The following is a 24,278-nucleotide window of genomic DNA, read 5'->3' on the forward strand; positions in this document are numbered from 1 at the left end:
GCCGATGGTACTGCAGGGGGGACCCTGTGGGAGAGTAGGACACCGCCGGACACCATTCACGATGGCCACCCAGAAATGGGTGGCCATCGCTGTTTAACCACCACCTCGGATCCCCGCTGCTCACTGGAGCGCGGTGCGGGTTAGGGTGGTGCGACGGTTACGGCCGTCCTCCCCGCCCTCGGGCGGGTCAACTCCACAGAGCATCACCACGACAGGCGAGGAACGCATGGACGACTCAGGATCCGACCGCAACGACCGGGACTCCGGACGTCGTGACGAGCGGCCGCCTCGCGCCGGCGGCCCCGGCCGCTCCTCGAACGATCGCGGCGGCTCGGGCGATTCCCGCCCCCGCCGCGACGGTGATGCTCGTCCTCCCTATCGTGGCGGTGGCGACTCCCGTCCGCAGCGTGATGGTGACTCGCGTCCTCCGTACCGGGGTGGTGGTGAATCCCGTCCGCAGCGTGACGGCGACTCGCGTCCTCCGTACCGCGGTGGCGGCGATTCGCGTCCGCAGCGGGATGGTGACTCGCGTCCTCCGTACCGTGGTGGTGGGGACTCCCGTCCGCAGCGCGACGGGGACTCCCGTCCTCCTTACCGTGGCGGTGGGGATTCGCGTCCGCAGCGTGATGGTGAGTCTCGTTCTCCTTACCGTGGTGGTGGGGATTCCCGTCCGCAGCGTGATGGTGACTCTCGTCCTCCTTACCGTGGTGGTGGGGATTCCCGTCCGCAGCGCGATGGTGACTCTCGTCCTCCTTACCGTGGTGGTGGGGATTCCCGTCCACAGCGCGATGGTGAGTCTCGTTCTCCTTATCGCGGTGGCGACTCTCGTCCGCAGCGAGACGGCGACTCTCGTCCTCCTTACCGTGGTGGTGGGGATTCCCGTCCACAGGGCGATGGTGAGTCTCGTTCTCCTTATCGCGGTGGCGGCGACTCTCGTCCGCAGCGTGATGGGGACTCGCGTCCTCCGTACCGTGGTGGTGGGGATTCGCGTCCGCAGCGTGATGGTGACTCGCGTCCTCCGTACCGTGGTGGTGGGGATTCGCGTCCGCAGCGTGATGGGGACTCGCGTCCTCCGTACCGTGGTGGTGGGGATTCCCGTCCGCAGCGGGACGGTGACTCGCGTCCTCCCTATCGCGGTGGCGACTCGCCCCAGCGTGACGGGGACTCCCGGCCTCCTTACCGTGGAGGTGGGGACTCACGTCCGCAGCGGGATGGTGACTCCCGCCCTCCGTTCCGCGGTGGATCGCGCGACGGGGGAAGCCGGCCGTGGTCGGACGATCGTCGGGGCGGCGGAGACCGCCAGGGCGGCGGACGCGGACGCGAGGGCTTCGGCGGCGGACGCGGCGGCCCCCGCGAGGAGCCGGAGCTCACCGAGGAGGAGCGCGAGCGGCGCTCCCTCCAGTCGGTGCGCCCGCGCCACGACGACCCGGACCTTCCGGACGACGTGCAGGCCAAGGACCTCGACAAGGTCGCCCGCAACGAGCTGCGCACGCTCTCGAAGGACAACGCCGAATGGGTCGCCCGTCACCTGGTGATGGCCGGCCGCCTCCTCGAGGAGGACCCCGAGCTGGCGCACCGCCACGTGCTCTCGGCGGCCCGCCGCGCGGGACGTATCGCCGTGGTCCGCGAGTCGCTGGCCATCTCGGCGTACGCGACGGGCGACTTCGCCCTGGCGCTGCGCGAGCTGCGCACGTTCCGCAGGATCTCCGGCTCGGACGAGCAGGTGCCGCTGATGGTCGACTCCGAGCGCGGCGTCGGCCGACCCGACAAGGCGCTTGAGCTGGGACGGTCGATCGACCGCACCACGCTGAGCCCCGGCGCGCAGGTGTCGCTGGCGATCGCCATGTCCGGCGCCCGCCTCGACCTCGGGCAGGCGGAGCTCGCTCTCATGGAACTCGAGATCCCGCAGCTGGACCCGGACCGCGCGTTCTCGTACAGCCCGGATCTCTTCGCCGCCTACTCGCTCGTCCTCGAGGAGGTCGGGCGCTCCGAGGAGGCGGCCGAGTGGCAGCGTCGCGCCGACATCGCGGCGCAGGCCGTCTTCGCGGCCGAGGGCGGCGGTGACGACGAGACGATCGAGGTGATCGAGGAGGAGCACGAGTCGGCCGACGCCGCGTCCGCTCCCGATCGCGCCGAGGAAGGGACCGCGGTCGACGACGCGGACGACTACCTGGACGACGCGGACGAGGACGTCGCGACTGCCGTCGACGACGCGGACGAGGACGACGCCCGGCGGACCGTCTCCGAGGAGATCGCCGCCGACGACGACGACGCGTACGCGGACGACGCTGATGCGACCGCTGGCGCCGAGGCCGACCTCGTCGACACGGACGAGCCGACCTTCGCGGACGAGTCCCTCGAGTCGGACGATCTCGCCGAGACGGACCCGGATGAGGCTCTCGACCCGGCCGAGCCGACCGCCGACGAGTCGGTCGAACGCGCCGACACCACCGAGGAGGACGCCGATGTTCCGCAGCAGCAGGACTGAGCCCACCCCGCTCGACGGCCGCGACTCCGTCCTGGCCGACCTCGACGGGGTCGTCTACAAGGGCGCCGACGCGATCCCCTTCGCGGTGGAGAGCCTCAACCGCGCGGCCGAGACGCTGCGGGTCGGCTACATCACCAACAACGCCTCCCGCACGGACGCCTCCGTCGCCGGGCACCTCTCCGAGCTGGGGCTGAGCGTCCGGCCCGAGGACGTCGTCACCTCCCCCCAGGCGGCGGTCGTGCTGCTCGCCGACCTGGTGCCGGCCGGCTCGACGATCCTCGTCGTCGGGGCGGAGGGCCTCACCTCCGAGGTCGAGCGCGCCGGGTTCACCGTGACGCGCAGCGCGGAGGACTCGCCGGCGGCGGTCATCCAGGGCTTCGCGCCCACGGTCGGCTGGGAGCAGCTGGCCGAGGCCTCGTTCGCGCTCCACACGGGGATCCCGTGGGTCGCGACGAACACCGACTGGACGATCCCCGTCGCGCGCGGCATCGCCCCGGGCAACGGGACCCTCGTCTCGGCCGTGCACACCGCGGTCGGCCGGCTCCCGGTCGTCGCGGGCAAGCCCGAGCGGGCCATCTTCGACGCGGCGACCGCGCGCTTCGGCTCGACGAACCCGCTGTTCCTCGGCGACCGGCTCGACACCGACATCGCCGGCGCGAACGGCGCCGACATGGAGAGCGCCCATGTGCTCACCGGGATCGACCGGGCCAAGCAGCTCCTCGCCGCGGAGCCCAAGCTCCGGCCGACGTACATCCTCGGCGACCTTCGCGAGCTGCACCTGCCCTACCCGGCGACGACGGTCTCGCGGAACGGCACGCACGCCGTCCGCGGCGCCAAGGTCCGCCTCGACGGCGACTCCGTGGTGATCGTGGACGCCGGCGACGACGCGACCGATCTGCTGCGGGCCGCCTGCTCGGTGATCTGGTCGTCCGGCCGCGCGATCTACGGCCTCGACGTGCCGGAGTCGCTCTACAGCTGAGCCTGCTCGGCGGGCTCCCGGCGTCCCTCGCGGCGCAGGAGCCCGTCGAGCCGGCCGGCCAGACCGACCGCGACGATCGCGATCAGCGCGGCGTACGAGAAGGTCGCGGCGAAGACCCCGGTCCCGGCCCCGATCAGCCCGGTGACCGCCGCCGCGAGAAGGCCCGTCAGCGCGAGGGAGACCGAGGCGCCGGTCGAGTCGGCGATCTGCAGGGCCGAGCTGTTGAAGCCCTCCCGGCCCGGAGCGGAGAGCGCGAGCGTCATCGTCCCCATCCGCGGGAACATCGTGCCCATGCCGCCGCCGGCCAGGAACCAGCCCACGCCCGCGACGATCGGGCTGAGGGCGAGCACCGTGACGAGCAGCACGACTCCGATGCCGGCGAGCACGAGCGACGAGCCGAGCCGCATCGCTCCGCCGTGGCTGAGGCGGGTGCCCGGGCGTCCCTGGATGTTCGAGCCGAGAGCCCAGGAGACGGCGCCCGCGGTGAGCATGGCGCCCGAGAGCCAGGGCGGCAGGCCGTACTGCTCCGAGAGCAGCAGCGGCAGGTAGACCTCGGTGCCGAAGAACGCGGCGGCGACGAGGGCGCGGAGGAGGATCACCGACGGCAGGACGCCCCGGGCGCGCAGCGTGCCGGCGGGCAGGAGCGCGCGAACCGCCACGACCACGACCACCACAGCGGCCGCGGCCAGGAGCCCGGCGAGGTCGGGCGCGAGCTCGGCGCTCGTGCTCAGCACGACGACTCCGGCCGAGACGACCACGGCGCGGGCGATGCGGCCCACTGCCCGGCGATCGAAGGGGAGGCGCTCGCGCGGCTCGAGCGAGCGGAGCGTCGGCGCGATCGCGGCGCTCGCGAGGGCCACCAGGGCGACGACTCCGAAGAAGACCCAGTGCCAGCTCGCGAGCTCGGCGACGACTCCGGCCACCAGCGGCCCCACCAGCGACGGCACGACCCAGGCCGCGGCGAAGGCGCCGAAGATCCTCGGATGCAGCTCGCTCGGATAGACCCGCGCGACGAGCACGTAGAGGGTGACGGTGATCCCTCCGCTGCCCAGCCCCTGCAGCAGGCGGGCCGCCACGAAGACCGGCATCGACTGCGCGGCACCCGCGGCGACGAGACCCAGGGTGAAGAGCAGGATCGCGACCACGAGCGACGGCGTCGGGCCGCGGCGGTCGGCCGAGGAGCCGGCCGCGACCATCCCGACCACGGCGGCGGCGAGCGTCGCCGCGAAGGCCAGGGGGTAGAGGGCGCGGCCGTCGAGGTCAGCGCTGACGATCGGCATGATCGTCGTCACGGCGAGCGACTCGAACGCGCAGAGGAAGACGAGGCTCGTCGTTCCGATGGTCGTCAGGAGGAGGGGAGCCGAGGTGATGCCGCGGCGATCACGAGAACGCACCTGCTCAACAGTACGCCGAGCGCACGGCCGGTCAGCGGTAGACGGCCCAGTCGTCCTTCGCGAGCACCGTCGGGGTGCCCTCGATCTCGACCAGCCAGCCGCGGTCGTCGCGCTCGAGGTAGCGCCCCTGCACGATCTCGGGGGCCCAGCCGCCGTCGCGGGAGGAGATCCAGCGGACGAAGCGGACGGTGCCTCCGCGCCGGAACAGTGTGCCGTTGTGGTCGCTCATGCGGGGATCTTCTTCACGGAGAGGTCGTCGGGCGACGAGGTTTCGGGGAGGAGGTGGAGGCCGAGGCGGCCGTTCGAGGCGTTCGAGAGCTCGCGCAGCCAGTGCGGGTTCAGCTCGATCGCGGCGGTGCCGTCGTACTCGTAGCGGGTGGGGATGCCGGGGTGGAGCCACAGTTCGGACCGGCGGCCCTCGGCGTCCTCGATCGTCAGGAGGAAGCCCTCGCCGCGGCGGAACCGCGAGGTGATCACGGTCTGGAGGTGGGCCAGGGCGCGGTCCTCGAAGGAGTGCGAGCTGGCGGGTGCGCCGTAGAGCAGTCGTCCCATCGCGCGCACCTCCTCACCGTCGGCGGCGCACGGAAGGCGTGCCGCACCGTCGACACTAGGTATTGCTAAGTCGGTTGACTAACAGTCTCGGCGCCGACTGCGCTTTCGGGACACACGCCGTCCGATCGCCGGAGAAGTGGTTCGATGGGGGCAGCGAGTTCCCGTCCGGGGCGCCTGCCGCTCGGAAGGTGCACCTCGATGGACGCTCGGCCAGACCTGTTCGCTCTGCTCGCGCGATTGCGCACGGCGGAGCGCGACTACGACGGCCGCGTGGAGCGCCGCCTGGGCATCGGCGCCACGGATCTCGCGGCCCTGCGGCTGATCGGGGTCGGGGAGCGGCGCGACGAGATCGTCCGCGCCGTCGACCTGTCCGCGGCCCTGTCGATCACGACGGCGGCCGTCTCCCTCCTCGTCGACCGCCTCGCCCGCGCCGGCTACGTGAACCGCACTCCCGACCCGTCCGACGGCCGCGGCCGCATCCTCTGCCTGACGGAGCGCGCGCAGAAGGCCATCGTCGGCACCGACGACCCGACCTACGAGCAGATCCGCGCGATGGTCGCGAAGGTGCCCGAATCGGAGGCCGCGACCGTCGCGGTGCTGCTCGACGGCCTCGGCCGCATCCTCGAGGGGCAGCCGCCGCCCGAGCTCGTCGACTGATCAGCGCTGCAGCGTGGCGCTCGGCGACTCGCCGAACCGCTCCGCGTAGGCCGCGCTGAAGCGGCCCGCGTTCCCGAAGCCCCAGTGCCGGGCGACGGCGGCGACCGTCGTCCCGAGGGGCGGACTCACGGCGAGCTCCTCCCGGGCGCGGTCGAGCCGCACCAGGCGCAGGTAGGCGATCGGGCGCATCCCGAGCACCCGCTGGAACGCGGACTGCAGGCCCCGGACGGTCAGGCCCGACGCCGCCGCCATCTCGGCGGGGCCGATCGGCTCGCTGCAGTGGGCGTGCACGTACTCGACGGCTGTGCGGATCCGTGCGTTCCGGGGGGCGAGGAGCTCGGGCGGGACCGGAGCGGACTCCGGAGGGTAGAGGTCGAGCAGCGCGGAGGCTGTGGCACGGGTGAGCTCGTCCCAGAGCAGCTGCTCGACGCGCTCGCTGCGCAGCGCGCGGGCGGAGTCGGCGACGGCCGTGCGCCACCGGCGGATCGCCGCGGCGTCGGGGCGGTGCTCGGAGTCGAAGACGAGGGAGCCGACGAGGCCGCGCTCGGCGGCGACCCGGTCGACCACTCCCCGGTCGAGGTGCACCAGGCGCTGGTCGAAGTCGACGTAGTCGAAGGCGAACGGCCGGCCGACGGGGAAGAGGACGGGACGGTTCTCCTCCATCGCGATCGAGGCGCGGCCGACGTCGATCCGGCCGGAGCCGCCCACGATCCACTGCACGACGACATCGTCCGAGTCACCCACGCCGCCCGCGAGGCGCCCGGACATCCGCGAGGTGCGGAGGGTCATCCCGCCGTCGCCGATGGCGGCGTAGCGGTAGCTGAAGTCTGCAGCGGTGGTGGCGGCGCGCCACTCGTCGCCGTTGTAGAGCCGCGCGAGGCTGTGCCGCGCCTCGTCCGGATCCTCGCCGCGGGCCTCCAGCCGGACGCGAGGGTGGTGATCGTCCACAGGTCGTTCCGGTGCCTCAGCGCGTGAGGCGCTCGATGAGCTCGCGGTAGCGCGCGGCCGTGCGCTCGACGATCTCGGACGGGAGGGTCGGCGGGAGGCCCTGGCCGTCCCAGTTGTCGGAGAGCCAGTCGCGCACGATCTGCTTGTCGAACGAGCGGCCGCGGATGTCGGCGTCGTAGTCGTCGGCGTCCCAGTAGCGGGAGGAGTCGCTCGTGAGGACCTCGTCGCCGAGGGTGACGACTCCGGTCCCGCGGTCGACCCCGAACTCGAACTTCGTGTCGGCCAGCAGCACGCCGCGGGCCAGGGCGATGGTGGACGCCTCGCGGAAGACGGCGAGCGAGAGGGTGCGCAGCGCCTCCGCGGCCTCCTCCCCGACGATCTCGACCGTGCGCTCGAAGGTGATGTTCTCGTCGTGCTCGCCCTGCGGGGCCTTCCACGCGGGGGTGTAGATCGGCTCGGGGAGCGCGTCGCCGTCGTGGAGGCCCTCGGGGAGCGGGACGCCGCAGACGGAGCCCGTCTCCCGGTACTCCTTCCAACCGCTGCCGGAGAGGTAGCCGCGCACGACGCACTCGATCGGGAACATGTCGAGCGTCTTCACCAGCATCGACCGGCCGCGGACCGCCTCGGGGATGTCGCCGGGGATCAGGTGGTTGGGGACGTCGGAGAGCTGCGCGAACCACCAGAGGGAGAGCGTGGTCAGCAGCTCGCCCTTGCCGGGGATACCGGGCTCGAGGACCGCGTCGTACGCGCTGACCCGGTCGCTGGCGACGACGAGCATGCGGTCGGCGCCGAGCACGGGGTCGGCGTCGTCGGGGGTGTAGAGGTCGCGCACCTTGCCGGAGTAGGCGTGCTGCCAGCCGGGCAGCGGCGCCGTGGTGTCGAAGGACAGGGAGTCGTCGCGGGTCACCGCACCATTCTCCCCGATCCGGGGGGCTCCGCGGCTCCTGAAGACCTCCTGTGTCCTGGCGGATCGGGGCTGTCAAGCACGCGCGGCCGCCGATCCCGCGCGCCTAGCGTCGAGACATGACTTCGCAGAACGACCAGACTCCGCAGAACGACCAGTACACGTTCCAAGACCCGACCGCGATGTTCGCCGACATCGACACGGAGGCCCAGTACCAGGAGGGCTCCGGCCTCGACTCGAAGATGGACGACCCCGCCGACCGCGGCGAGTCGACCTACCGCGGCTCCGGCCGTCTGACCGGGCGCAAGGCGCTCGTCACCGGAGGCGACTCGGGCATCGGCGCGGCCGTCGCCATCGCCTACGCCCGCGAGGGCGCCGACGTCGCGATCGTCTACCTCCCCGAGGAGGAGTCCGACGCGAAGAAGGTCGTCGCGTTGATCGAGGAGGCCGGCCGCACCGCCGTCGCCATCCCCGGCGACATCACCGACCACGACTTCGCGGTGGGCGCCGTCGCGAAGGCCGTCGAGGGCCTGGGCGGACTCGACATCCTGGTCAACAACGCGGGCAAGCAGCAGCACGTCGAGGACTTCCTCGAGCTCTCGGACGAGCAGTTCGACGAGACCTTCAAGACCAACGTCTACGCGATGTTCTGGATGACGAAGGCGGCCGTGCCGCACCTCGCCCCGGGCTCCGCGATCATCAGCACCTCGTCGATCCAGGCCTACCAGCCGTCGCCGATGCTGGTCGACTACGCCAGCACGAAGGCCACGATCAACACGTTCTCGAAGGCGCTCGCGCAGCAGCTCGCGCCCAAGGGGATCCGCGTGAACGTCGTCGCCCCGGGCCCGATCTGGACGCCGCTGCAGACCGCGGGCGGCCAGCCGTCCGACAAGCTGCCCGAGGTCGGCTCGCAGACGCCGCTCGGACGCTGGGGCCAGCCGGCCGAGCTCGCTCCCGCCTACGTGTTCCTCGCCTCCCCGGAGTCGAGCTACGTCGTCGGCGAGACGCTGCACGTCAACGGCGGCATGCCCACGCCGTAACACTCGGCGCTCACGGCGGGCCCGGTCGCGGCGCGGAGGAACCCTCTTCCGTGCCGTGGCGGGGCCCGCCGTTTTGGTTGTCGTAACAATCGACTGCTGTGCAGGTTCGTGCGCGAGAGTCGGTGCATGACCGATTCCCTGCCGATCCTCGACCTGTCCCGCCTCGACCAGGGGGAGGCGGAGGCCGCCGCCTTCCGCCGCGACCTCCGGGAGACCACGCACGACGTGGGCTTCTTCTACCTCGTCGGCCACGGCGTGCCCCAGGACCTCCTCGACGACGTCGTCGCCGTCTCCCGCCGCTTCTTCGACCTGCCGGAGGAGGAGAAGCTCGCGATCGAGAACACCCTCAGCCCGCAGTTCCGCGGCTACACCCGCTTCGGCGCCGAGCTCACCAACGGCGACGTCGACTACCGCGAGCAGGTCGACATCGGCATCGACCGACCGGCCGTTCCCGCCGGGCCCGGCGTCGCCGACTACGAGCGCCTCGAGGGGCCGAACCTCTGGCCCGAGGCGCTGCCGGAGTTCCGCGAGGTCTTCGAGCGCTGGCACGCGGAGCTCGCTGCGGTCGCCATCCGGCTGCTGCGCACCTGGGCCGTCGCACTCGACGCCCCGGAGGACGTGTTCGACGAGGCGTTCGCCGAGCGGCCGTTCTCGCTGGTGAAGGTCGTCCGCTACCCGGGCACCTCCGACCCGGAGCCCAAGCAGGGCGTGGGCGCGCACCGCGACGGCGGCGTGCTGACGCTGCTGCTGGTCGAGCCCGGCAAGGGCGGCCTGCAGGTCGAGCACGACGGCTCGTGGATCGAGGCACCCGCGATGGAGGGCGCGTTCGTCGTCAACATCGGCGAGATGCTGGAGCTCGCCACGGGCGGCTACCTCAAGGCCACGCTGCACCGCGTGATCTCGCCGCTGATCGGAACGGACCGGATCTCGATCCCGTTCTTCTTCAATCCCGCGCTCTCGGCCACCATGCCCTCGCTCCCGCTGCCCGAGGAGCTCAAGTCCGGCCTCTCGGTCGACCCGACGAACGCGCCGATCCTCGAGACCTACGGCGAGAACGCGCTGCGCTACCGCCTCCGGGCCCACCCGAACGTGGCGGCCGCCCACCACGCGGACCTGCTCGCTCCCACCGTCTGACCCGGGAACGACGAAGGGCCCCCTCCCGCGCGAGCGCAGGAGGGGGCCCTTCGTCGTCAGTGCGTCAGCAGCGCGCGGCGGCGACGGGGACCGTCGCGGTGAACGCGGGCTGGCCGGTCGCCGATCCGGTCACCGTCACCGTGCCGGCCGGCATCGAGGCCAGGCGGGTGGTGAAGGCGGCGGAGGCGGACGAGCCGGGAGCGACCGCGGTGAACGACTTCGAGCCGTAGGCCGAGGTGATCGTGACGTCCGCGGCAGCGGTGTCGGTGTTCTTCACGGTCGCGGTGAGCACGATCTTGCCGGCGACGCAGCGCGTGGCGACGGCGGGGACGAGCTCGAGGGTGTCCAGCGGGACGGCGGCCGAGACCGACGTGCGCACCAGCTTGTCCGCGTACCCGGTGTAGGAGGCCGTGACGGCGGTCACGCCCGCCGGGACCGAGACGCTCGCCGAGCCGCCGGAGAGCGGGACGGTCGAGGTCCACGAGCCGCCGGTGAAGGTGACCGAGCCGACGACGTCGCCCTTGTCGGCCGCCGCGACCGTCGCCGTGACCGTGCGGCCGTCGGCGGTGAGGGTCGTGGTGGAGTCGACGGCGGTGACGCCGGTCCAGTTCTTCATGGCGGTGAGGACCGTCTGCGGGACGCTCACGAACGCACCGTGCCGCGGGCTGGCCGGGAGGCCGGCGCGGCTCTTGGGCGAGACGTTCCAGTCGGCCGACTGCGAGAGGCGGTTCGTCTGCGAGCTGCCGGCGATGGCCGCTCCGGAGGTGATGAAGGCCTTGTAGCCGCCGTCGCCGTAGTTGTCGACGAGGAACGCGTAGCCGTCGCCCGCGCCGGTGGTGTCGTTCGGGTCGCCCGCGTTCAGCTTGATGATCTCGGGTCCCTCACCGGCCTGGCCGGTCTCGAGCGAGGTCATCCGGGTGTCGGTGAGCTGCCAGGTGGTGTTCGGGTCGGCACTCCAGTTCGAGGAGGTCGTCCCGGCGGTCAGGACCTTCGACTTCTCGAGGAAGATGTCCTTTCCGGCCTCGAGGGTGCCGGCGGCGCCGCCCTCCTCGTTCTTGGTGAAGCGGTAGTAGTAGTCGCCGATCTTCGTGATCGTCGAGTCGATCCGCGCGTAGCCGGTGTCCTGCCAGGTGGCGGGAGGAGCGGTGAAGGTGCGGAAGTCGCGGGTGATCACGGAGAAGACGCGGGAGTAGAGCTTGTCGTTGTTGGTCTTCGTCGCGTCGGAGTAGAGGCGCGAGGAGAAGAACACGACGTAGGACTGCAGGGCGTCGTCCCAGTACGCCTCGGGCGCCCAGGTCATTCCGGCGGCCGGCTGGTTCACCGTGATGCCGGTGTCGGCGCCGTTGGTGCGGGTCCACTGCACCAGGTCGGTCGACTCCCAGACCTCGATCTTCAGGCTGCCCTTGGACTGGGCGTCGCCCCAGCCGGTGCCGCAGGAGATGCAGAGGTCGGTGGCGACCATGTAGTACTTGTCGCCGTTGTGCGAGCGGAGGATGAACGGGTCGCGCAGGCCCTTCGTGTCGGTCGTCGAGGTGATGACCGCCTTCCCGCCGTTGACCGGCGAGAAGGTGAAGAAGTCGTTGCCCGAGGTCGCGGCCTGGTAGATCTTCTCGTCGCCGTCCGACTTGAAGTACGCCGAGGCGTAGCCCGCGTCGGGAGCGGTGCGGCCGAGCTCGGCGACCGTCAGCGTGAAGGCGCGCGTCTCGGCGACGCCGTTGAGGGTGGCCGTCGCGGTGAGGGTGACGGTCCTGTCTCCGGAGCCGTAGGCCGGCCGGGTGACGACGCCGCCGCCGCGGTAGGGGTCGGCCGCGCCGACCGCCGGAGCCGCGTAGGAGGTGTTCGTCGGAGTGACGAGGGCCGGGTCCGAGGAGGTCCAGGTGATGTCGGTGCCGTTACGGGCGCCCTTCACTGCGAGGGGGAGGTTCTCGGTGGTGCGCGTGGCGAGCTTCAGCGCGTCGAGGTCGTCGTTGATGCTCGGGGCGAGCACGACCACCTCGAAGGCGATCGTCGCGCCCTGGGCGGTGGTCGCCGTCAGGGTGACCGGGGTGTTCTGCGCGATCGAGCGCGAGACGACGCCGGTGGCCGAGACGACCGCGCTGTTCGAGGAGGTCCAGGTGAGCGGGACGCCGCTGCTGGAGGCGGGTAGCGTCAGGTTCGAGGAGACCTGGGTCAGCGACGGGTTGCCGGCCAGCAGGACGGGCTGGATGTCCGAGCGCAGCAGGGCGGAGGTCGCGGACGCCTTCGCCGTGGCGGTCGGCATGCTCGAGGCGACCTGCTCGGCGGTGAGGGAGGTGTCCCAGAACTTCACGTCGGTGACGTCGGCGGTCACGAGCGCGTCGCCGGAGTAGAGCGAGCGGCCGAGGTAGCCGAGAGTGGACCCGGTCGGCACGATGCTCGCCATCGACTTCGTGGTGTTCGCCGTCGAGATCTGCGTGCCGTCGCGGTAGAGGGTCAGCACGGTGCTCGACCCCGTGCCGGTGCCGACGAGCGTGAGGGTCGTGAACCCGGGGTTCAGCGTGCCGCCGAACGGCATGCGGGTCTCGCCGTTGTTGGTGGGCTCCTTGACGCGGATGCCCGCGAGGACCTGTCCGCTGGGCGAGCCGTCGGGGTTGCGCGGGTTCACGAAGACGTGGTTGCCGAGCTGCGTGGTGTTCCACGGGCCGACGCCGTCGCCGATGACCCAGCCGAACTGGTTGGCGGTGGTCTGCGTCTTCACCGTGTACTCGACGGCGAAGGCGTTGTCGGCTCCGGTGACCAGGCCCTGGGGGAGGCTCGCGTAGCCGTCGTTCTTGAACCGGGCGACCTGGTCGCCGCTGGCGTTCGCGAAGGACGCGTCGGTGAGGCCGGTCAGGGTGGCGTTGCGTCCGTTGCCCGAGATGTCGAGCAGGGCCGAGCCGGCGTGCGACATGTCGTAGTGCGCGGTGGGCGCCGGGACGTCGACGGCCTGCGCCGAGACGGGGACGAGAGCGCCGGTGAGGGCGACGCTCGTGCAGGCGAGAGCGGAGAGGAAGAGGGATCGCACGCGGCGCCGAGGCGCGGCGGCAGGGGGCTCCGGGGAGCGTCGTCTCATCGTCGAGACCTTTCCTTCAGGGGAGGGATGCGTCGAGCCGAGGGGACCGACGCGTGTGTTCACGTTAACGTGTGAGCCGCCTCAGAGCCATGGGGGAATTGCTCCGGCGTCGGGAGCGAACCATGCGCCAGGGGCACGCCTCGGCGCAAGACCTGCACCCCCGAGCGCCCAGGGCGTAGCGTGAGCCCACCGCATCCTGGCCCCCGGTGACGGAACCATGCCCATCCGCCTGCCCTGCGAGGACTTGACCATGACGACGCTCTTCCACACCGGTGGCTCCCTCTCCCTCGACGACGCGACCGCCGACGCCGTCGTCCGCTACTCGCTCGCGCTCGCGCAGCGGCACCGGATGAGCACGGTCAGCGTCGCCGACGACTCGGCCCCCTCCTCCGTCGTGACGCTCACCGTCGGGCTCGGCGTCCCCCTGGTGGTCGCAGGGGCCGGTAGCGCAGCGGCGGAGTCGAGCACCGAGATCCTCGAGCGCCTCGACGCGCTCGACAGTGCGGGCGGACCGGTGCCCGCCTCGGACGTCGACCCCCGCGCGACGTGGGAGCTCGAGAACGAGTACTGAGCTCCGAGCCGCGGCGCCGCCGGCGCGGATCCGCCCCGCTCCTGCTCCGCGCGCGCGGAGCGTCAGCGCCGGTAGTCGCGGATGATCTCCTGGGCGAGCGTCGTGATCGGGGTCGACGTCGCTCGCGCGCGGACCCGCAGCACCTCGAAGGCCTGCTCGACCGTGGTGCGGTGGGCGTAGGCGAGGATCCCCTTCGCCTGCTCGATCAGCACCCGGCTGTCGAGGGCGTGCTGCAGCTGCTCCTGAGTGACCGTGCTCTGCTGGAGCGCGCGCTGGTGCAGGATCCCGATCGTCGCGACGTCGGCGAACGCCTGCACGACCGCGATGTCGTCCGGATCGAGCCGCCCCGGCCGGGCCTGGAAGAGGTTGAGGGAGCCGATCGTCGTCCCCGCCGAGCGCATCGGCACGCAGTGCGCCGAGAGCACGTCGAGCTCGACCGCCAGCGTCCGGAACTCCGCCCACTCCTCGCCCACGGCGCGGGCGTCCTCGACGATCACCGGCCGCCCGGTCTCGAAGCACTGGATGCACGGGCCCGACCCGCTGTCGAGCTGGAGCAGCTCGATCAGCCGGGTGTCCTCGTCCGTGGAGGCGAGCACCTCGAGGGAGCCGGAGGAGTCGGCGAGGACGAGCCCCGCCGAGACGGCGTCGAAGAGGGTCGCGCTGCTCTCCACGAGGGTCTGCGTGAAGTCGACGACGTCGTAGTCGTCGACCAGCGTGTCGGAGAGGGCGACGAACGTCTGGATGACGCTGCGCTCGCGGGAGTTCGTCACCATGTGTCGTCCTGGGCGGTGAGAGGGCGGTCGGGGAACCCGTCGTGCCGGGCCACGATGCCGGAGGCGACATCGACGACGGAGCGCTGCTGGGCGAAGGCGTGGGCGCGCAGCAGCAGCTGCGCCTCCTCGGCCGTGCTGCCGTAGCGCGCGATGATCATGCCGGTCGCCTGGTGCACCACGCGTCGCGAGCGCGGATTCGTGCTCTCCTCGACCTCGTTGTCGCGCAGCACCGCGGCCAGCACCAGCAGCGCCGTCGCGGTGGTCGAGGCGCTGATCCGGCCGAGGAGGGAGTCGCTGAGCGACGTGGGGCGGCGGGAGTAGAGGTCGACCGCGCCGATCGAGAGCCCCGCGATCGAGAGCGGGAAGGCGAAGACCGCGCGCACCGCCGTGGGGCCGATCGCCTCGGTGAAGAGCGGCCAGCGCTCCTCCGCGCCGGTGTCCGGCACCGAGACGGGGCCGGCAGCGCGGATCGCCTCCCAGCACGGGCCCTCGCCGAGGTCGATCTGGATCTCGTCCAGCCGGCTCGCGGTGCTGTCGCTCGCGGCGACGGTCTCGCCGCCGAAGGGGCTGCCGAGCGTGGAGATCGCGACGCCGTCGATCGGGTACCCGCGCAGATACGGGTCGCAGAGAGCGTCGGAGTCGGTCACCGCGCCCATTTTAGCCGTCGGCTCCGCTCGGCGCGACGCTCCGCCGGACCGGCGGGGACGACGACGCGGTGACGCGCCGGAGCCCGCCTGGCTGCGCTGCCCGGGCGCACGAGGCGACGGCCCGTGAAGCGGCTCGTCGGGCGCGGACGGTGCATGGTGCGGGGCGACGGGAGCCGGAGGACGGCGGCCTGCACGGCGACGGAGCGGCTCAGGCCGGGGTCGATCGAGCCGGGACGCTCGAGGGCGGCGATGAGGTCGTCGAGAACGGCGAAGGCGGGATCTGTCATCACGGCTCCTGGCCGGGTGTCCGCGGCCGTTGTTCTGCGCGCCGGGGCGCGGGCGGTGTCGATCGGGTGTCGCCGTGCGGGGTCCGCGCACGACGTCGACGAGGTCCTGCCCGACGGTACGGGGCGCGGATCGACCGGACGACGTGGTTGACCTCCCCGAGGTCCGCCGCTACTCGTGCTCTGCGTTGAGCTCGTCGAAGTCGTTCGTGATGATCGACAGCGGGGTGTACGGCGTGATGAGGAGGAGCGCCGGGTTCGCGCGTCCCTCGCCGTAGTTGACGGTCAGCCACTGCGGGGTCGGGGAGGCGAGGGCGGCCTCGACCTCGGCGCGGAACTCCTCGAGGCTCCTGTTGTTGACCGTGTAGGCGGTGCCGTTGTAGATCAGGTCGATGCGCTTCACAGCTGGTCGCCCTTCGCCGGAGGACGCACCGGTTCGGCGGGCTCCGAGATCACGTACAGCCCGCCCGCGGAGTTCGCGAGGTCGGTGAGCGCGGAGATCCAGGCGGGGTTGATGCGGGGCATCCGGCCGCCGAAGTACTTGTAGCGGAGCGCGTGGGAGGGGTGGATCCAGATCGCGCTGCGGCCGTCGCCCATGCTGTGGTCGTCGCGCCAGCTGAGCAGGAACGACTCGTTGCGGCGCAGCTTCGCGGTGATGACGATCTGCAGGTGCGCGAGCACGCGGTCCTCGAAGTCGATCTCGACGGTCCCGTCGTAGTGCAGCTTCCCCATCGGCGTCTCCAGCCCCTGATCTCCGGCCGGCAGGCGCCCGCCGTTGCCACCACCCTTCCGCAGACCGGAGGGATCCGACAACCCGGCCTGCCATTCTCTGCTCGATCTGTCCAGGTCTTCCGTCAGCGGCGGTCCTCTGTCAACCTCCTCCCTCCACGCAGCCGGCGTTGCCGAGCATGGGCGGCATGAAGCACATCCTCTTCGCCGACAAGACGATCCTGGTGGGGGACGAGGCGGCCGACGCACTCGTCGAATACGCCGTCGCCCTCGCCTCGAAGGGCGCGGCCGACACCGTCGAGTACACGGGGATCGGCGCCGACGGCGGGACGGTCGACGCCACCTTCCTCGTGAACGCCGCGGCCGCACTCATCGTCGAGACCACGCCGAGCGACCTGCCCGAACCGGACAACGCGGCGGAGGTGGCACGGCTGCGCGCGCGGATCGACGCGCTCACCGGCGAGCATCCCGTGCAACCCGGCGACGGCGAGCTGACCAGTGGTGCCGACTACGAGGACTCCTACGAGCAGTGAGTGGTTCCCCGTGGTGCGCGTCCGGGCGCGACCGGCGTCCGCTACCACTGCGAGGCTCCGCAGTGAACCCCCTGATCGGCTGAGGGGAGGCGGACGTACCGTGGCCCTGAGGGTCACCGACGACACGATCACCGGTCGACCGCTACGGGCACGGCCGCGGGTCGGCCGGGGAGGACGGGCACGATGACCGGAGACCATCCCTTCTGGGTGCGCCTCGCGCGCAAGGAGCCGCAGTGCGCCATCGTGCGCGGCCGGGTCTTCGAGATCGGCGCCCCCGACGAGCGGGACGGCGCCTTCCTCCTCACGGTCTGGGAGAAGGGGCGGCCCGTCGGGCACGTCCTGAACGTGGATCCGCTCGCCTACAAGCCGTGCGGACCCGGGCACCCGGTCGAGCCGCAGCGGGTCGACGGGGTCGAGGAGCTGCTCGAGCTCCTAGTGCCCCAGCGCACCCGGCTCGCGGCGCACGGCTGACGCCGCTCCCGTCCGCGGGGGCCGCCCGAGTCCTGTGCACCGGGAGCGGGGCGAGCGCTGAGCACCCGCTGACGGACGCCCGGGACGGGGGAGTCGTGCGGCCGGGCGGCGGCTGGCATCCTGACCTCGGTGCGACGAGCGCGCCCGCGAGGGGGAGCCCGATGAGCACCACCGAGGACGTCGACGACGGGACCGCTGAGTTCGGGTACCGCCCCTCCCTCACCCGCGGCATCGGCCGCTTCGGCAGCTTCGCCGCGGGCGTGAGCTACATCTCGATCCTGACCGGCACGTTCCAGCTCTTCTCCTTCGGCTTCGCGCTCGGCGGTCCCGCCTACTGGTGGTCCTGGCCGATCGTGTTCACCGGGCAGCTCATGGTCGCGCTGTGCTTCGCCGAGCTCGCCGCCCGCTACCCGGTCGCCGGCTCCGTCTACAACTGGAGCAAGCGCCTCGCCGGGCCGACGGTGAGCTGGCTGGCGGGCTGGCTGATGGCCACCGCGTCCGTGGTCACGCTCGCGGCCGTCGTGCTGGCGTACCAGGCGACGCTCCCGCAGATCTGGAGCGGGTTCCAGCTCGGCGGCTCCGCGGGGGTGAGCGCGGTGGTCTGGGGAGCGCTGCTGATCGCGTTCACCACCGCGGTCAACGCGCGCGGCGTGCGGCTGATGGCCCGGATCAACAGCGTCGGCGTGCTGATCGAGCTCGTCGCGGCGGTGCTGCTGGTGGCGGTGCTCGCGGTGAACGTGGTGCATCCGCCGACCGTGCTGCTCGACACCAGCGGCTACGGCGGGAGCACGCCGGGCGGGTACGCCGGCGCGTTCCTCATCGCCGCGATCGCGTCGGCGTACGTGATGTACGGGTTCGACACCGCGGGCTCGCTCGGCGAGGAGACGGTCGATCCGCGCCGGACCGCGCCGACGGCGATCCTGCGGGCGGTGACCGCCTCCTTCGTCCTCGGCGGCCTCATCCTGCTGCTGGGCATCCTCTCGGCGCCCGACCTCGCCGACCCGGCGCTCGGGCAGGCGTCGGGCGGGCTGCAGCGGATCGTGCTGCAGGTGCTCGGCGGCCCCCTCGGATCGGTCCTCCTGCTCTGCGTTGTCGTCGCGATCACGGTGTGCGCGCTGGCGGTGCACACGGCGGCCATCCGACTGATCTTCGCGATGGCCCGCGACAACGCCCTGCCCGGCAGCCGCGTGCTCGCCCGCGTCGACCCGCGGCGCGGGACACCGGTGGCGCCGGCGCTGGTCGTGGGGGTGCTCGCGGTGCTGATCCTGGTCGTGAACATCGGGACGCCGGCGATCTTCACGGCCGTGACGAGCGTGGCGGTCATCCTGATCTACCTCGCCTACCTGCTGGTGACGGTGCCGCTGCTGATCGCCCGGCTCCGCGGCCGGTGGCCCGCAGCCGCGCCCGGGCGCTTCTCGCTCGGCCGCGCGGGCCTGCCGGTGAACGTCGTCGCGGTGCTCTGGGGCGCGGCGATGACGGTCGACCTCGCGTGGCCGCGCGTCGAGGTCTACGGGGAGGAGCTGCGCTGGAGCGCGGTCGTCGTGATCGCCGCGGTCGTCGGGATCGGCCTGGCCTGGTTCCTCCTCCGCGGCCGGCACCGCCTCGGCACCCTGCCCGCGCACGCGCTCCCCTCGCCGCCGCCGCAGGGCTGAGTCGCACGAGAAGGCCCGTTCGAGGGGGCAGGACGATCCTTCCCGGGCGACTCGGCGGCGGCACCGGGAGGAGGATGGGGGAGCGGGTGCTCGGCCGAGCGCCGCGGGAAGGAGCGCGCGTGCGGAACCGCCTGGCGACTCCGTCCCTGCTCGCGCACGCCGTGCTCATCCAGGCCGTCGCGTTCCTGCTCCGGCCGGCCGCCGTCTACCAGGCGATCCGGCTCGACGTGCCGGCCTGGGCGCTCGGGGCGCTCGGCGCCTCGTTCGCGCTGGTGCCGCTGCTGATCGCGCTGCCGGTGGGCGGGCTGGTCGACCGGGTCGGCGCCCGGGCGGTGATGGCCGTCGGCTCGCTCGTCGCGGTGGGAGCGGCCGCGGTGCTGCTCCTGGCGGGCGGGAGCGTCGCGGGGCTGCTCCTCGGCATCGCCCTGCTCGGCGCGGGGCACCTGGGCTGCGTGGTCGGGCAGCAGACCGTCGTCGCGGGCGGCACCGGAGGGACGCGGCTCGACAGCCGCTTCGGCTACTACACGTTCGCCGCGTCGCTCGGGCAGGCGATCGGGCCCGCGTTCATCCCGGTGCTCGCGGGCGGCTCGGTGCGGCCCGACCCGGCGCCGCTGTTCCTCGTGGGCGGGATCCTCGCGGTGCTGCTGCTCGTCTCGACGGCGGGGATCCGCAGCCCGTCCCCGCGCGGACCCGCGGCGGAAGGGGCGGCGGCTCCGGGCTCGACGCTCGGTCTCCTCCGGGTGCCGGGCCTCGCGCGCGCCCTGCTGACCAGCGCGACCGTCGTCGCCGCCGTCGACCTGACCGTCGTCTACCTCCCCGCCCTCGGCGCCGAGCGCGGGCTCCCGGCCGGCGTCGTCGGAGCCCTGCTCACCGTGCGCGCGCTCGCGTCGATGGCCTCGCGGCTCCTCCTCGGCGCGGCCACCGCCCGGCTCGGGCGCACCCGGGTGATGGTGGGCGGCATCCTGATCTCGGCGCTCTGCCTGGTGCTGGTCGCCCTGCCCGCGCCGACCGTGCTCCTCTTCGTCGCGGTCGCCGCCCTCGGCCTGGGCCTCGGGATCGGCCAGCCCATCACGATGTCCTGGCTGATCGAGCGCACCCCCGCCGACCGCCACGGCCGCGCCCTCGCGCTGCGCCTGGCCGGGAACCGCCTCGGGCTGATCGCCCTGCCCAGTCTCCTCGGCGTCCTCGCGGCGGCGGCTGGAGCGGGCGGCGTCCTCATCGGCACCGGTGCCGCGGTCGGCGCGACCCTCCTCCTGCTGCGCGGGGTGCGCCTGGACTGAGGTGCCCGGGGCCGCAGCGGATCGGCGGCGCGAGCGGCGATGCCGGGCCTCGCAGTCGGAAGACCGGAGGGTCAGCTGCCCGGCTCCTCCACGCGGACGTCCTCGGCGGCCTTGTCGGCGCGCCAGCCGCGCCAGACCGGCTGGCGGAGGGTGCCGGAGGCGGTGCGCTCGCGGTAGCGGACCTCGCCGACCAGGACGGGCGACACCCAGTGCACTCCGCGCGACTCGAGCGGAGGGACGGAGACGGCGGGCTCCTCGGTGGCGTGCTCGGCCAGGCGGTCGGCCAGTCCGCGGCGCTCGCGGTCGCTGAAGCCGGTGCCCACACGGCCGGAGTACGCGAGCCCGTCCTCGCCGGGGATCGCGGTCAGCAGCGCCCCGACCGACCCCTGGAGGCCGCCTTCGCCCTCGCGCCATCCCACGATCACGACCTCCTGCAGCCGGTGGTGGGTGAGCTTGATCCAGTCGCGCGAGCGGCTGCCCTCCTGGTAGCGCGAGTCGCGGCGCTTGGCGACCACGCCCTCGAGGCCGAGGGTGCGGCTGGTGGCCATCGCCTCCTCCAGGTCGCCGTCGAACACGGACGGGACGTGCACGCGCTCGTTCTCGTCGACGAGCTCGACCAGTGCCGAGCGACGGGTGTCGTAGTCGCTCCCGGTCAGGTCCCCTCCTGCGCGCTCGAGCAGGTCGAAGACCATCAGGTGCACCGGAGTGGACCGGGCGGCCGCCTCGATCTCGCGCGGCTTCGTCAGCCCGCCGCGGGTCTGCAGGGCGCCGAAGTCGGGGCGCCCGCGAGCGTCGAGGGCGACGATCTCGCCGTCGAGCACGGCGTCGGCGGCGGCCTCGGCGAGCGGGGCGAGCAGATCGGGGAACGCTGCGGTCAGGTCGTTGCCGTTGCGGCTCGTGAGGGTCGCGGTGCCGCCCTGCACCCGCACGAGAGCGCGGTAGCCGTCCCACTTCATCTCGATCGCGGCCCCGGGGTCCACGTCGCCGCGGCGTCCGGCCGTGGCGAGCATGGGGCGGTGGCGGCGCGGAGCGGAGTCCTCGGCCGGGCGGTCTGCGGAGGGTGCGGGGCGGGGAGCGGGCGACGCGGCGGACGCGGCCGCCCGGCCCCGTCGCTGCGTCCCGTGCCCGTGAGCGGGACCCGGCGCCATCAGGTGCAGGAGCCAGTTCTTCTCGGCGCCCTCCCTCGAGCCCGTGTGCAGCAGGGCGTAGCGACGGGGCTGGCCGCCGAGCCCGCCGTCGGGGCGGCCGGTCAGCACCGCGATCACCTCCTTCCCCTCGCGCCACTTCTCGAGCGCGTAGGTGCCCTCGTCCCAGATGCGCACCTCGCCGCCGCCGTACTCGCCGGCCGGGATCGTGCCCTCGAAGGTCGCGTACTCGAGGGGGTGGTCCTCGGTCTGCACCGCGAGCCGGTTCGGGTCGCCCTCCAGCGGCGGGCCCTTCGGCACCGCCCAGCTGACCAGGACGCCGTCGTGCTCGAGCCGGAAGTCGTAGTGCAGGCGCCGCGCGTGGTGCTCCTGGATGACGAAGGAGTCGCCCGAGGAGGACCCCGCGGACCCCGCCTCGGGCACCGGCTCCGGCGTCCTCGACGCGTCGCGCATGCTGCGGTAGGTCGCCAAGCGGTCGGAGGAGGCGTCCGTCGCGGCGAAGCCCGCCATCCTCTCCGGGGTCGGCTCGAGCCCGGCACCCCGGGCGGCGAGCAGCGGGCGGAGGAGGTCGCCGTCGCTCCGCAGCCGCTCCACCACCTCGTCGGGCGACAGGTGGCGCAGGTCCTCGGCACCCAGCTCCTCCCACGTGCGGGGCGCGGCGGCGGCCGGCCGGAGGCGCCCCCGGAGGGAGTAGGGGGCGATAGTCGTCTTCGCCGCGCTGTTCTGGCTCCAGTCGACGAGGACCTTGCCCTCGCGCAGGGTCTTCTTCATGTCCGAGACGACGAGGTCGCGGTGGTCCGACTCGAGCACGCGCGCCAGCTCGTGCGCGACCGCCGAGATCTGGTCGCTGGAGGCGGAGGCGTCCAGCGGGCAGTAGAGGTGGATCCCCTTGCTCCCGCTGGTCACCGGCAGCGGAGACAGCCCCATCCCCTCCAGGAGGTCGCGGGCGAGGAACGCGACCTCGGCGCACTCGGCGAGTCCGGCACCCTCGCCCGGGTCGAGGTCGAGCACGAGACGGTCGGGCGGACGGCGCTCGCCGTCGGAGCCCACCCGCCACTGCGGGACGTGCAGCTCGAGCGCCGCCTGCTGCGCCAGCCAGGTGAGCCCGGCGACGTCGTCGACCAGCGGGTACTCGACGTCGCGCGACGAGTGCGAGAGCCGGGTCCGGCTCAGCCAGTAGGGGGCGGAGGAGGGGAGGTTCTTCTCGAAGAAGACCTCGCCCGGATGCTCGGCGGTGCCCACTCCGTCGACCCAGCGCTTCCGGGTGACCGGGCGGCGCGCGAGATGGGGAAGCATCGCGGAGGCGACGGAGGCGTAGTAGGAGAGCACGTCGGCCTTGGTGAAGCCCGTCTCCGGGTAGACGACCTTGTCGAGGTTCGTCAGCCGCAGCCTCCGCCCGCCGACCGAGACGATCTGCTGCGAGGCGGCCATCCCCCCATGGTGGAGGCAGGTGCGCGCCGAGGGAACCCCGGACCGTCGCGGGAACCCGCAGCGAGCCGCCTCCACGACTCGGGGTTCCCTCGGCGGCGGGGAGTAGCGTCGACGCACCACGTCCGAAGGAGCCCTCCGTGCCCGACACGATCGCCGACATCCCCCTCACCACGATCGACGGCACCACGTCGACCCTCGCCGACTACCCGCCCGTGCGGCTGATCGTCAACGTCGCCTCCCGCTGCGGCCTCGCCCCGCAGTACGAGAAGCTCGAGGCCCTGCAGAAGAGCTACGGGGAGCGCGGATTCACGGTCCTCGGCTTCCCGAGCAACCAGTTCCTCCAGGAGCTGAGCGACGAGGACAAGATCAAGGCGTACTGCTCGACGACCTGGGGGGTCACCTTCCCGATGTTCGAGAAGGTCCGCGTCAACGGCCGCTCGGCGCACCCGCTCTACGCGGAGCTCACCAAGGCGGAGGACGAGAACGGCAAGGCCGGCCGGGTGAAGTGGAACTTCGAGAAGTTCCTGATCACGGCCGACGGCACGGTCCACCGGTTCCGCCCGACGGTCGAGCCCGACGACCCGCGGATCGTCGACCTGATCGAGGCGTCGCTCCCCGCCTGATCCCGCTCAGCGGCGGGCGCGGGGCGGAGCACGCCACCCGTCGCGGCTCAGCGGTCGCGGAGCCCCAGGGCCGAGCGGGCGTCCGCGGGCTCGACGCCCTCGGGGCAGACGATGTCCGAGACGTCGAACGGCGTCGCGCGCGAGAACGGGATCATCTCGATCCCGTCGACGTGGCGCAGCAGCACGAGGCCGCCCTCGCCCTCGCGCAGGCTCCGGCGCACCTGGCGCAGGAAGATGCCGGCCATGTCGAGCTCGACGACGAAGGAGCGGCCGCTCACGTCGATCCGGCAGCCGATGACCGGCTGGGAGCCGACGGAGACGGAGTCCGGCACGCGGCGCGGCTCGATCGGCTGCTCCTTGCGGAGCGTCCGCACCGGGGTGAGGGTGGGCAGGCCGGTCGCTCGCGCGGTGTCCGTCATGGTCGTCTCCGTCCGTCGACGTCCGCCGATGGTTCCGGGGACGTCTTCTCGACGGTACTTCGCGTCCCCCGCAGAGGGGACGGGGTTGACGGCTGTGCGATCAGGGGGCAGCGGGGCCCAGGAGCGGCGGAGCTCAGGAGCCCTGGCGCTGCTCCTCGGGCTCCGGCAGGACCGAGAGCTCGCCGTGCATGCTGGCGACGCTGAGCATCTGCTCGATCCACGCGCGGTTGAGCTTGGGCTGGTGCGCCTCGGTGAAGCGGAAGTGCAGCGGCACCGACGGGTGCAGCCAGACGGAGCTCCGGCCGTGTCCGGTGGAGGCGTCCTCCATCCACGAGAGCGAGAAGGCTTCGTTGCGGCGCAGCTTCGAGAGGACGGCGACCTTCAGGTGCGCGAGGACGCGCTCCTCGAATTCGATCTCGAGGTTCTGCGGTCCGTAGATGAGCGTGGCCACGGGCCCCCTTCGTTCATCGGGCCGGCCCTGGCGGACGGCTCCTCGGGGGACGGTATCCGCTCGGACCCCGGTGCGGGGAATCGGGCGGAAGACACGCCGGACC

The 24,278-nt window shown here is 72.6% G+C and carries 25 protein-coding genes; 11 read left to right on the forward strand and 14 right to left on the reverse strand.

The features are described from left to right. Positions 1-1,405 precede the first annotated feature (1,405 nt). Positions 1,406-2,488, forward strand: a complete 1,083-nt coding sequence (locus C5C33_RS07465) for a hypothetical protein (protein WP_258069196.1) — start codon at positions 1,406-1,408, stop codon at positions 2,486-2,488. Continuing rightward, on the forward strand, positions 2,466-3,467 hold the full coding sequence (locus C5C33_RS07470) for an HAD-IIA family hydrolase (RefSeq protein WP_104226795.1): 1,002 nt from the start codon (positions 2,466-2,468) through the stop codon (positions 3,465-3,467). Before C5C33_RS07465 ends, C5C33_RS07470 begins: the two co-directional genes overlap by 23 nt. Here the strand turns inward: C5C33_RS07470 and C5C33_RS07475 are convergent. Genes C5C33_RS07475 through C5C33_RS07485 form a run of 3 tightly spaced genes read right to left on the reverse strand, consistent with a single transcriptional unit; the run spans position 3,458 to position 5,413 of the window. Next, positions 3,458-4,861: an MFS transporter gene (locus C5C33_RS07475; RefSeq protein ID WP_104223795.1), complete on the reverse strand. Its 1,404-nt coding sequence runs from the start codon at positions 4,859-4,861 to the stop codon at positions 3,458-3,460. The two genes, C5C33_RS07470 and C5C33_RS07475, sit on opposite strands and share 10 nt — an antisense overlap. A gap of 31 nt (positions 4,862-4,892) precedes the next feature. Continuing rightward, positions 4,893-5,090, reverse strand: coding sequence for a hypothetical protein (locus C5C33_RS07480; protein WP_068256013.1), 198 nt, complete (start codon positions 5,088-5,090; stop codon positions 4,893-4,895). Continuing rightward, a complete protein-coding gene (locus C5C33_RS07485) occupies positions 5,087-5,413 on the reverse strand; it encodes a hypothetical protein (RefSeq protein WP_104223794.1) in 327 nt (108 codons plus the stop codon). Before C5C33_RS07485 ends, C5C33_RS07480 begins: the two co-directional genes overlap by 4 nt. Before the next feature lie 198 nt (positions 5,414-5,611). Here C5C33_RS07485 and C5C33_RS07490 point away from each other — a divergent pair, with 198 nt between their 5' ends. Further along, a complete protein-coding gene (locus tag C5C33_RS07490; protein WP_181136212.1) occupies positions 5,612-6,070 on the forward strand; it encodes a MarR family winged helix-turn-helix transcriptional regulator in 459 nt (152 codons plus the stop codon). On the opposite strand, the gene C5C33_RS07495 is transcribed toward C5C33_RS07490, so the two are convergent. Then, positions 6,071-7,018 (reverse strand): helix-turn-helix domain-containing protein, encoded by a 948-nt coding sequence (locus tag C5C33_RS07495; RefSeq protein WP_104260834.1) that lies wholly within the window; start codon positions 7,016-7,018, stop codon positions 6,071-6,073. A gap of 16 nt (positions 7,019-7,034) precedes the next feature. After that, complete coding sequence (locus tag C5C33_RS07500) at positions 7,035-7,925, reverse strand: phosphoribosylaminoimidazolesuccinocarboxamide synthase (RefSeq protein ID WP_181136213.1); 891 nt, start codon at positions 7,923-7,925, stop codon at positions 7,035-7,037. 116 nt (positions 7,926-8,041) lie between these two features. On the opposite strand from C5C33_RS07500, the gene C5C33_RS07505 reads away from it, so the two are divergent. After that, complete coding sequence (locus C5C33_RS07505; RefSeq protein ID WP_104223791.1) at positions 8,042-8,962, forward strand: glucose 1-dehydrogenase; 921 nt, start codon at positions 8,042-8,044, stop codon at positions 8,960-8,962. 126 nt (positions 8,963-9,088) lie between these two features. Continuing rightward, the gene (locus C5C33_RS07510) at positions 9,089-10,096 is read left to right on the forward strand and encodes an isopenicillin N synthase family oxygenase (protein WP_104223790.1); all 1,008 of its coding nucleotides are present in this window, start codon (positions 9,089-9,091) and stop codon (positions 10,094-10,096) included. 64 nt (positions 10,097-10,160) lie between these two features. On the opposite strand, the gene C5C33_RS07515 is transcribed toward C5C33_RS07510, so the two are convergent. Beyond that, the gene (locus C5C33_RS07515) at positions 10,161-13,118 is read right to left on the reverse strand and encodes an immunoglobulin-like domain-containing protein (RefSeq protein ID WP_258069197.1); all 2,958 of its coding nucleotides are present in this window, start codon (positions 13,116-13,118) and stop codon (positions 10,161-10,163) included. 298 nt (positions 13,119-13,416) lie between these two features. On the opposite strand from C5C33_RS07515, the gene C5C33_RS07520 reads away from it, so the two are divergent. Next, positions 13,417-13,737 carry a hypothetical protein gene (locus tag C5C33_RS07520; RefSeq protein ID WP_104223789.1) on the forward strand — a complete coding sequence of 107 codons (321 nt, stop codon included), beginning with the start codon at positions 13,417-13,419 and terminating at the stop codon, positions 13,735-13,737. Between the two features lie 62 nt (positions 13,738-13,799). On the opposite strand, the gene C5C33_RS07525 is transcribed toward C5C33_RS07520, so the two are convergent. The 5 genes from C5C33_RS07525 to C5C33_RS07545 form a co-directional block, all read right to left on the reverse strand. Beyond that, positions 13,800-14,510, reverse strand: a complete 711-nt coding sequence (locus tag C5C33_RS07525; RefSeq protein WP_104260835.1) for a GAF and ANTAR domain-containing protein — start codon at positions 14,508-14,510, stop codon at positions 13,800-13,802. Further along, the gene (locus C5C33_RS07530; protein WP_104223787.1) at positions 14,504-15,166 is read right to left on the reverse strand and encodes a GAF and ANTAR domain-containing protein; all 663 of its coding nucleotides are present in this window, start codon (positions 15,164-15,166) and stop codon (positions 14,504-14,506) included. Before C5C33_RS07530 ends, C5C33_RS07525 begins: the two co-directional genes overlap by 7 nt. Next, entirely contained in the window at positions 15,154-15,444 is a 291-nt protein-coding gene (locus tag C5C33_RS07535) for a hypothetical protein (RefSeq protein WP_104260836.1), read from the reverse strand. Before C5C33_RS07535 ends, C5C33_RS07530 begins: the two co-directional genes overlap by 13 nt. 169 nt (positions 15,445-15,613) lie before the next feature. After that, positions 15,614-15,844, reverse strand: coding sequence for a hypothetical protein (locus C5C33_RS07540; protein WP_104226801.1), 231 nt, complete (start codon positions 15,842-15,844; stop codon positions 15,614-15,616). Beyond that, a complete protein-coding gene (locus tag C5C33_RS07545; RefSeq protein WP_104223784.1) occupies positions 15,841-16,173 on the reverse strand; it encodes an ATP-dependent DNA ligase in 333 nt (110 codons plus the stop codon). The genes C5C33_RS07540 and C5C33_RS07545 overlap by 4 nt, the downstream gene beginning before the upstream one ends. A gap of 185 nt (positions 16,174-16,358) precedes the next feature. Here C5C33_RS07545 and C5C33_RS07550 point away from each other — a divergent pair, with 185 nt between their 5' ends. The 4 genes from C5C33_RS07550 (at position 16,359) to C5C33_RS07565 (ending at position 20,106) form a co-directional block, all read left to right on the forward strand. After that, entirely contained in the window at positions 16,359-16,703 is a 345-nt protein-coding gene (locus tag C5C33_RS07550) for a hypothetical protein (protein WP_104260837.1), read from the forward strand. 183 nt (positions 16,704-16,886) lie between these two features. Next, positions 16,887-17,174 carry a hypothetical protein gene (locus C5C33_RS07555; RefSeq protein ID WP_104260838.1) on the forward strand — a complete coding sequence of 96 codons (288 nt, stop codon included), beginning with the start codon at positions 16,887-16,889 and terminating at the stop codon, positions 17,172-17,174. A 161-nt stretch (positions 17,175-17,335) separates the two neighbouring features. Continuing rightward, positions 17,336-18,826 (forward strand): APC family permease, encoded by a 1,491-nt coding sequence (locus tag C5C33_RS07560; RefSeq protein WP_104260839.1) that lies wholly within the window; start codon positions 17,336-17,338, stop codon positions 18,824-18,826. A gap of 119 nt (positions 18,827-18,945) precedes the next feature. After that, complete coding sequence (locus C5C33_RS07565; protein WP_159940156.1) at positions 18,946-20,106, forward strand: MFS transporter; 1,161 nt, start codon at positions 18,946-18,948, stop codon at positions 20,104-20,106. A 71-nt stretch (positions 20,107-20,177) separates the two neighbouring features. On the opposite strand, the gene C5C33_RS07570 is transcribed toward C5C33_RS07565, so the two are convergent. After that, positions 20,178-22,682 (reverse strand): ATP-dependent DNA ligase, encoded by a 2,505-nt coding sequence (locus tag C5C33_RS07570; RefSeq protein ID WP_104260840.1) that lies wholly within the window; start codon positions 22,680-22,682, stop codon positions 20,178-20,180. Positions 22,683-22,819: 137 nt separating this feature from the next. Here C5C33_RS07570 and C5C33_RS07575 point away from each other — a divergent pair, with 137 nt between their 5' ends. Then, positions 22,820-23,305 (forward strand): glutathione peroxidase, encoded by a 486-nt coding sequence (locus C5C33_RS07575; protein WP_244229546.1) that lies wholly within the window; start codon positions 22,820-22,822, stop codon positions 23,303-23,305. A gap of 47 nt (positions 23,306-23,352) precedes the next feature. Here the strand turns inward: C5C33_RS07575 and C5C33_RS07580 are convergent, their stop codons facing one another. Both C5C33_RS07580 and C5C33_RS07585 read right to left on the reverse strand, forming a co-directional pair. Then, positions 23,353-23,724, reverse strand: a complete 372-nt coding sequence (locus C5C33_RS07580) for a hypothetical protein (protein ID WP_104223778.1) — start codon at positions 23,722-23,724, stop codon at positions 23,353-23,355. Positions 23,725-23,857: 133 nt separating this feature from the next. Continuing rightward, complete coding sequence (locus C5C33_RS07585) at positions 23,858-24,175, reverse strand: hypothetical protein (RefSeq protein ID WP_244229547.1); 318 nt, start codon at positions 24,173-24,175, stop codon at positions 23,858-23,860. Positions 24,176-24,278: the final 103 nt, after the last annotated feature.

It is taken from the genome of Rathayibacter sp. AY1H3, assembly GCF_002932015.1.

Bases quoted from the DNA above. Each gene is read 5' to 3' on its own strand.
- C5C33_RS07520 (WP_104223789.1), top strand. From the start codon at position 13,417: ATGACGACGCTCTTCCACACCGGTGGCTCCCTCTCCCTCGACGACGCG.
- C5C33_RS07535 (WP_104260836.1), bottom strand. From the start codon at position 15,444: ATGACAGATCCCGCCTTCGCCGTTCTCGACGACCTCATCGCCGCCCTC.
- C5C33_RS07560 (WP_104260839.1), top strand. From the start codon at position 17,336: ATGAGCACCACCGAGGACGTCGACGACGGGACCGCTGAGTTCGGGTAC.
- C5C33_RS07485 (WP_104223794.1), bottom strand. From the start codon at position 5,413: ATGGGACGACTGCTCTACGGCGCACCCGCCAGCTCGCACTCCTTCGAG.
- C5C33_RS07555 (WP_104260838.1), top strand. From the start codon at position 16,887: ATGACCGGAGACCATCCCTTCTGGGTGCGCCTCGCGCGCAAGGAGCCG.
- C5C33_RS07580 (WP_104223778.1), bottom strand. From the start codon at position 23,724: ATGACGGACACCGCGCGAGCGACCGGCCTGCCCACCCTCACCCCGGTG.
- C5C33_RS07480 (WP_068256013.1), bottom strand. From the start codon at position 5,090: ATGAGCGACCACAACGGCACACTGTTCCGGCGCGGAGGCACCGTCCGC.
- C5C33_RS07490 (WP_181136212.1), top strand. From the start codon at position 5,612: ATGGACGCTCGGCCAGACCTGTTCGCTCTGCTCGCGCGATTGCGCACG.
- C5C33_RS07505 (WP_104223791.1), top strand. From the start codon at position 8,042: ATGACTTCGCAGAACGACCAGACTCCGCAGAACGACCAGTACACGTTC.
- C5C33_RS07525 (WP_104260835.1), bottom strand. From the start codon at position 14,510: ATGGTGACGAACTCCCGCGAGCGCAGCGTCATCCAGACGTTCGTCGCC.
- C5C33_RS07570 (WP_104260840.1), bottom strand. From the start codon at position 22,682: ATGGCCGCCTCGCAGCAGATCGTCTCGGTCGGCGGGCGGAGGCTGCGG.
- C5C33_RS07545 (WP_104223784.1), bottom strand. From the start codon at position 16,173: ATGGGGAAGCTGCACTACGACGGGACCGTCGAGATCGACTTCGAGGAC.
- C5C33_RS07470 (WP_104226795.1), top strand. From the start codon at position 2,466: ATGTTCCGCAGCAGCAGGACTGAGCCCACCCCGCTCGACGGCCGCGAC.
- C5C33_RS07530 (WP_104223787.1), bottom strand. From the start codon at position 15,166: ATGGGCGCGGTGACCGACTCCGACGCTCTCTGCGACCCGTATCTGCGC.
- C5C33_RS07510 (WP_104223790.1), top strand. From the start codon at position 9,089: ATGACCGATTCCCTGCCGATCCTCGACCTGTCCCGCCTCGACCAGGGG.
- C5C33_RS07550 (WP_104260837.1), top strand. From the start codon at position 16,359: ATGAAGCACATCCTCTTCGCCGACAAGACGATCCTGGTGGGGGACGAG.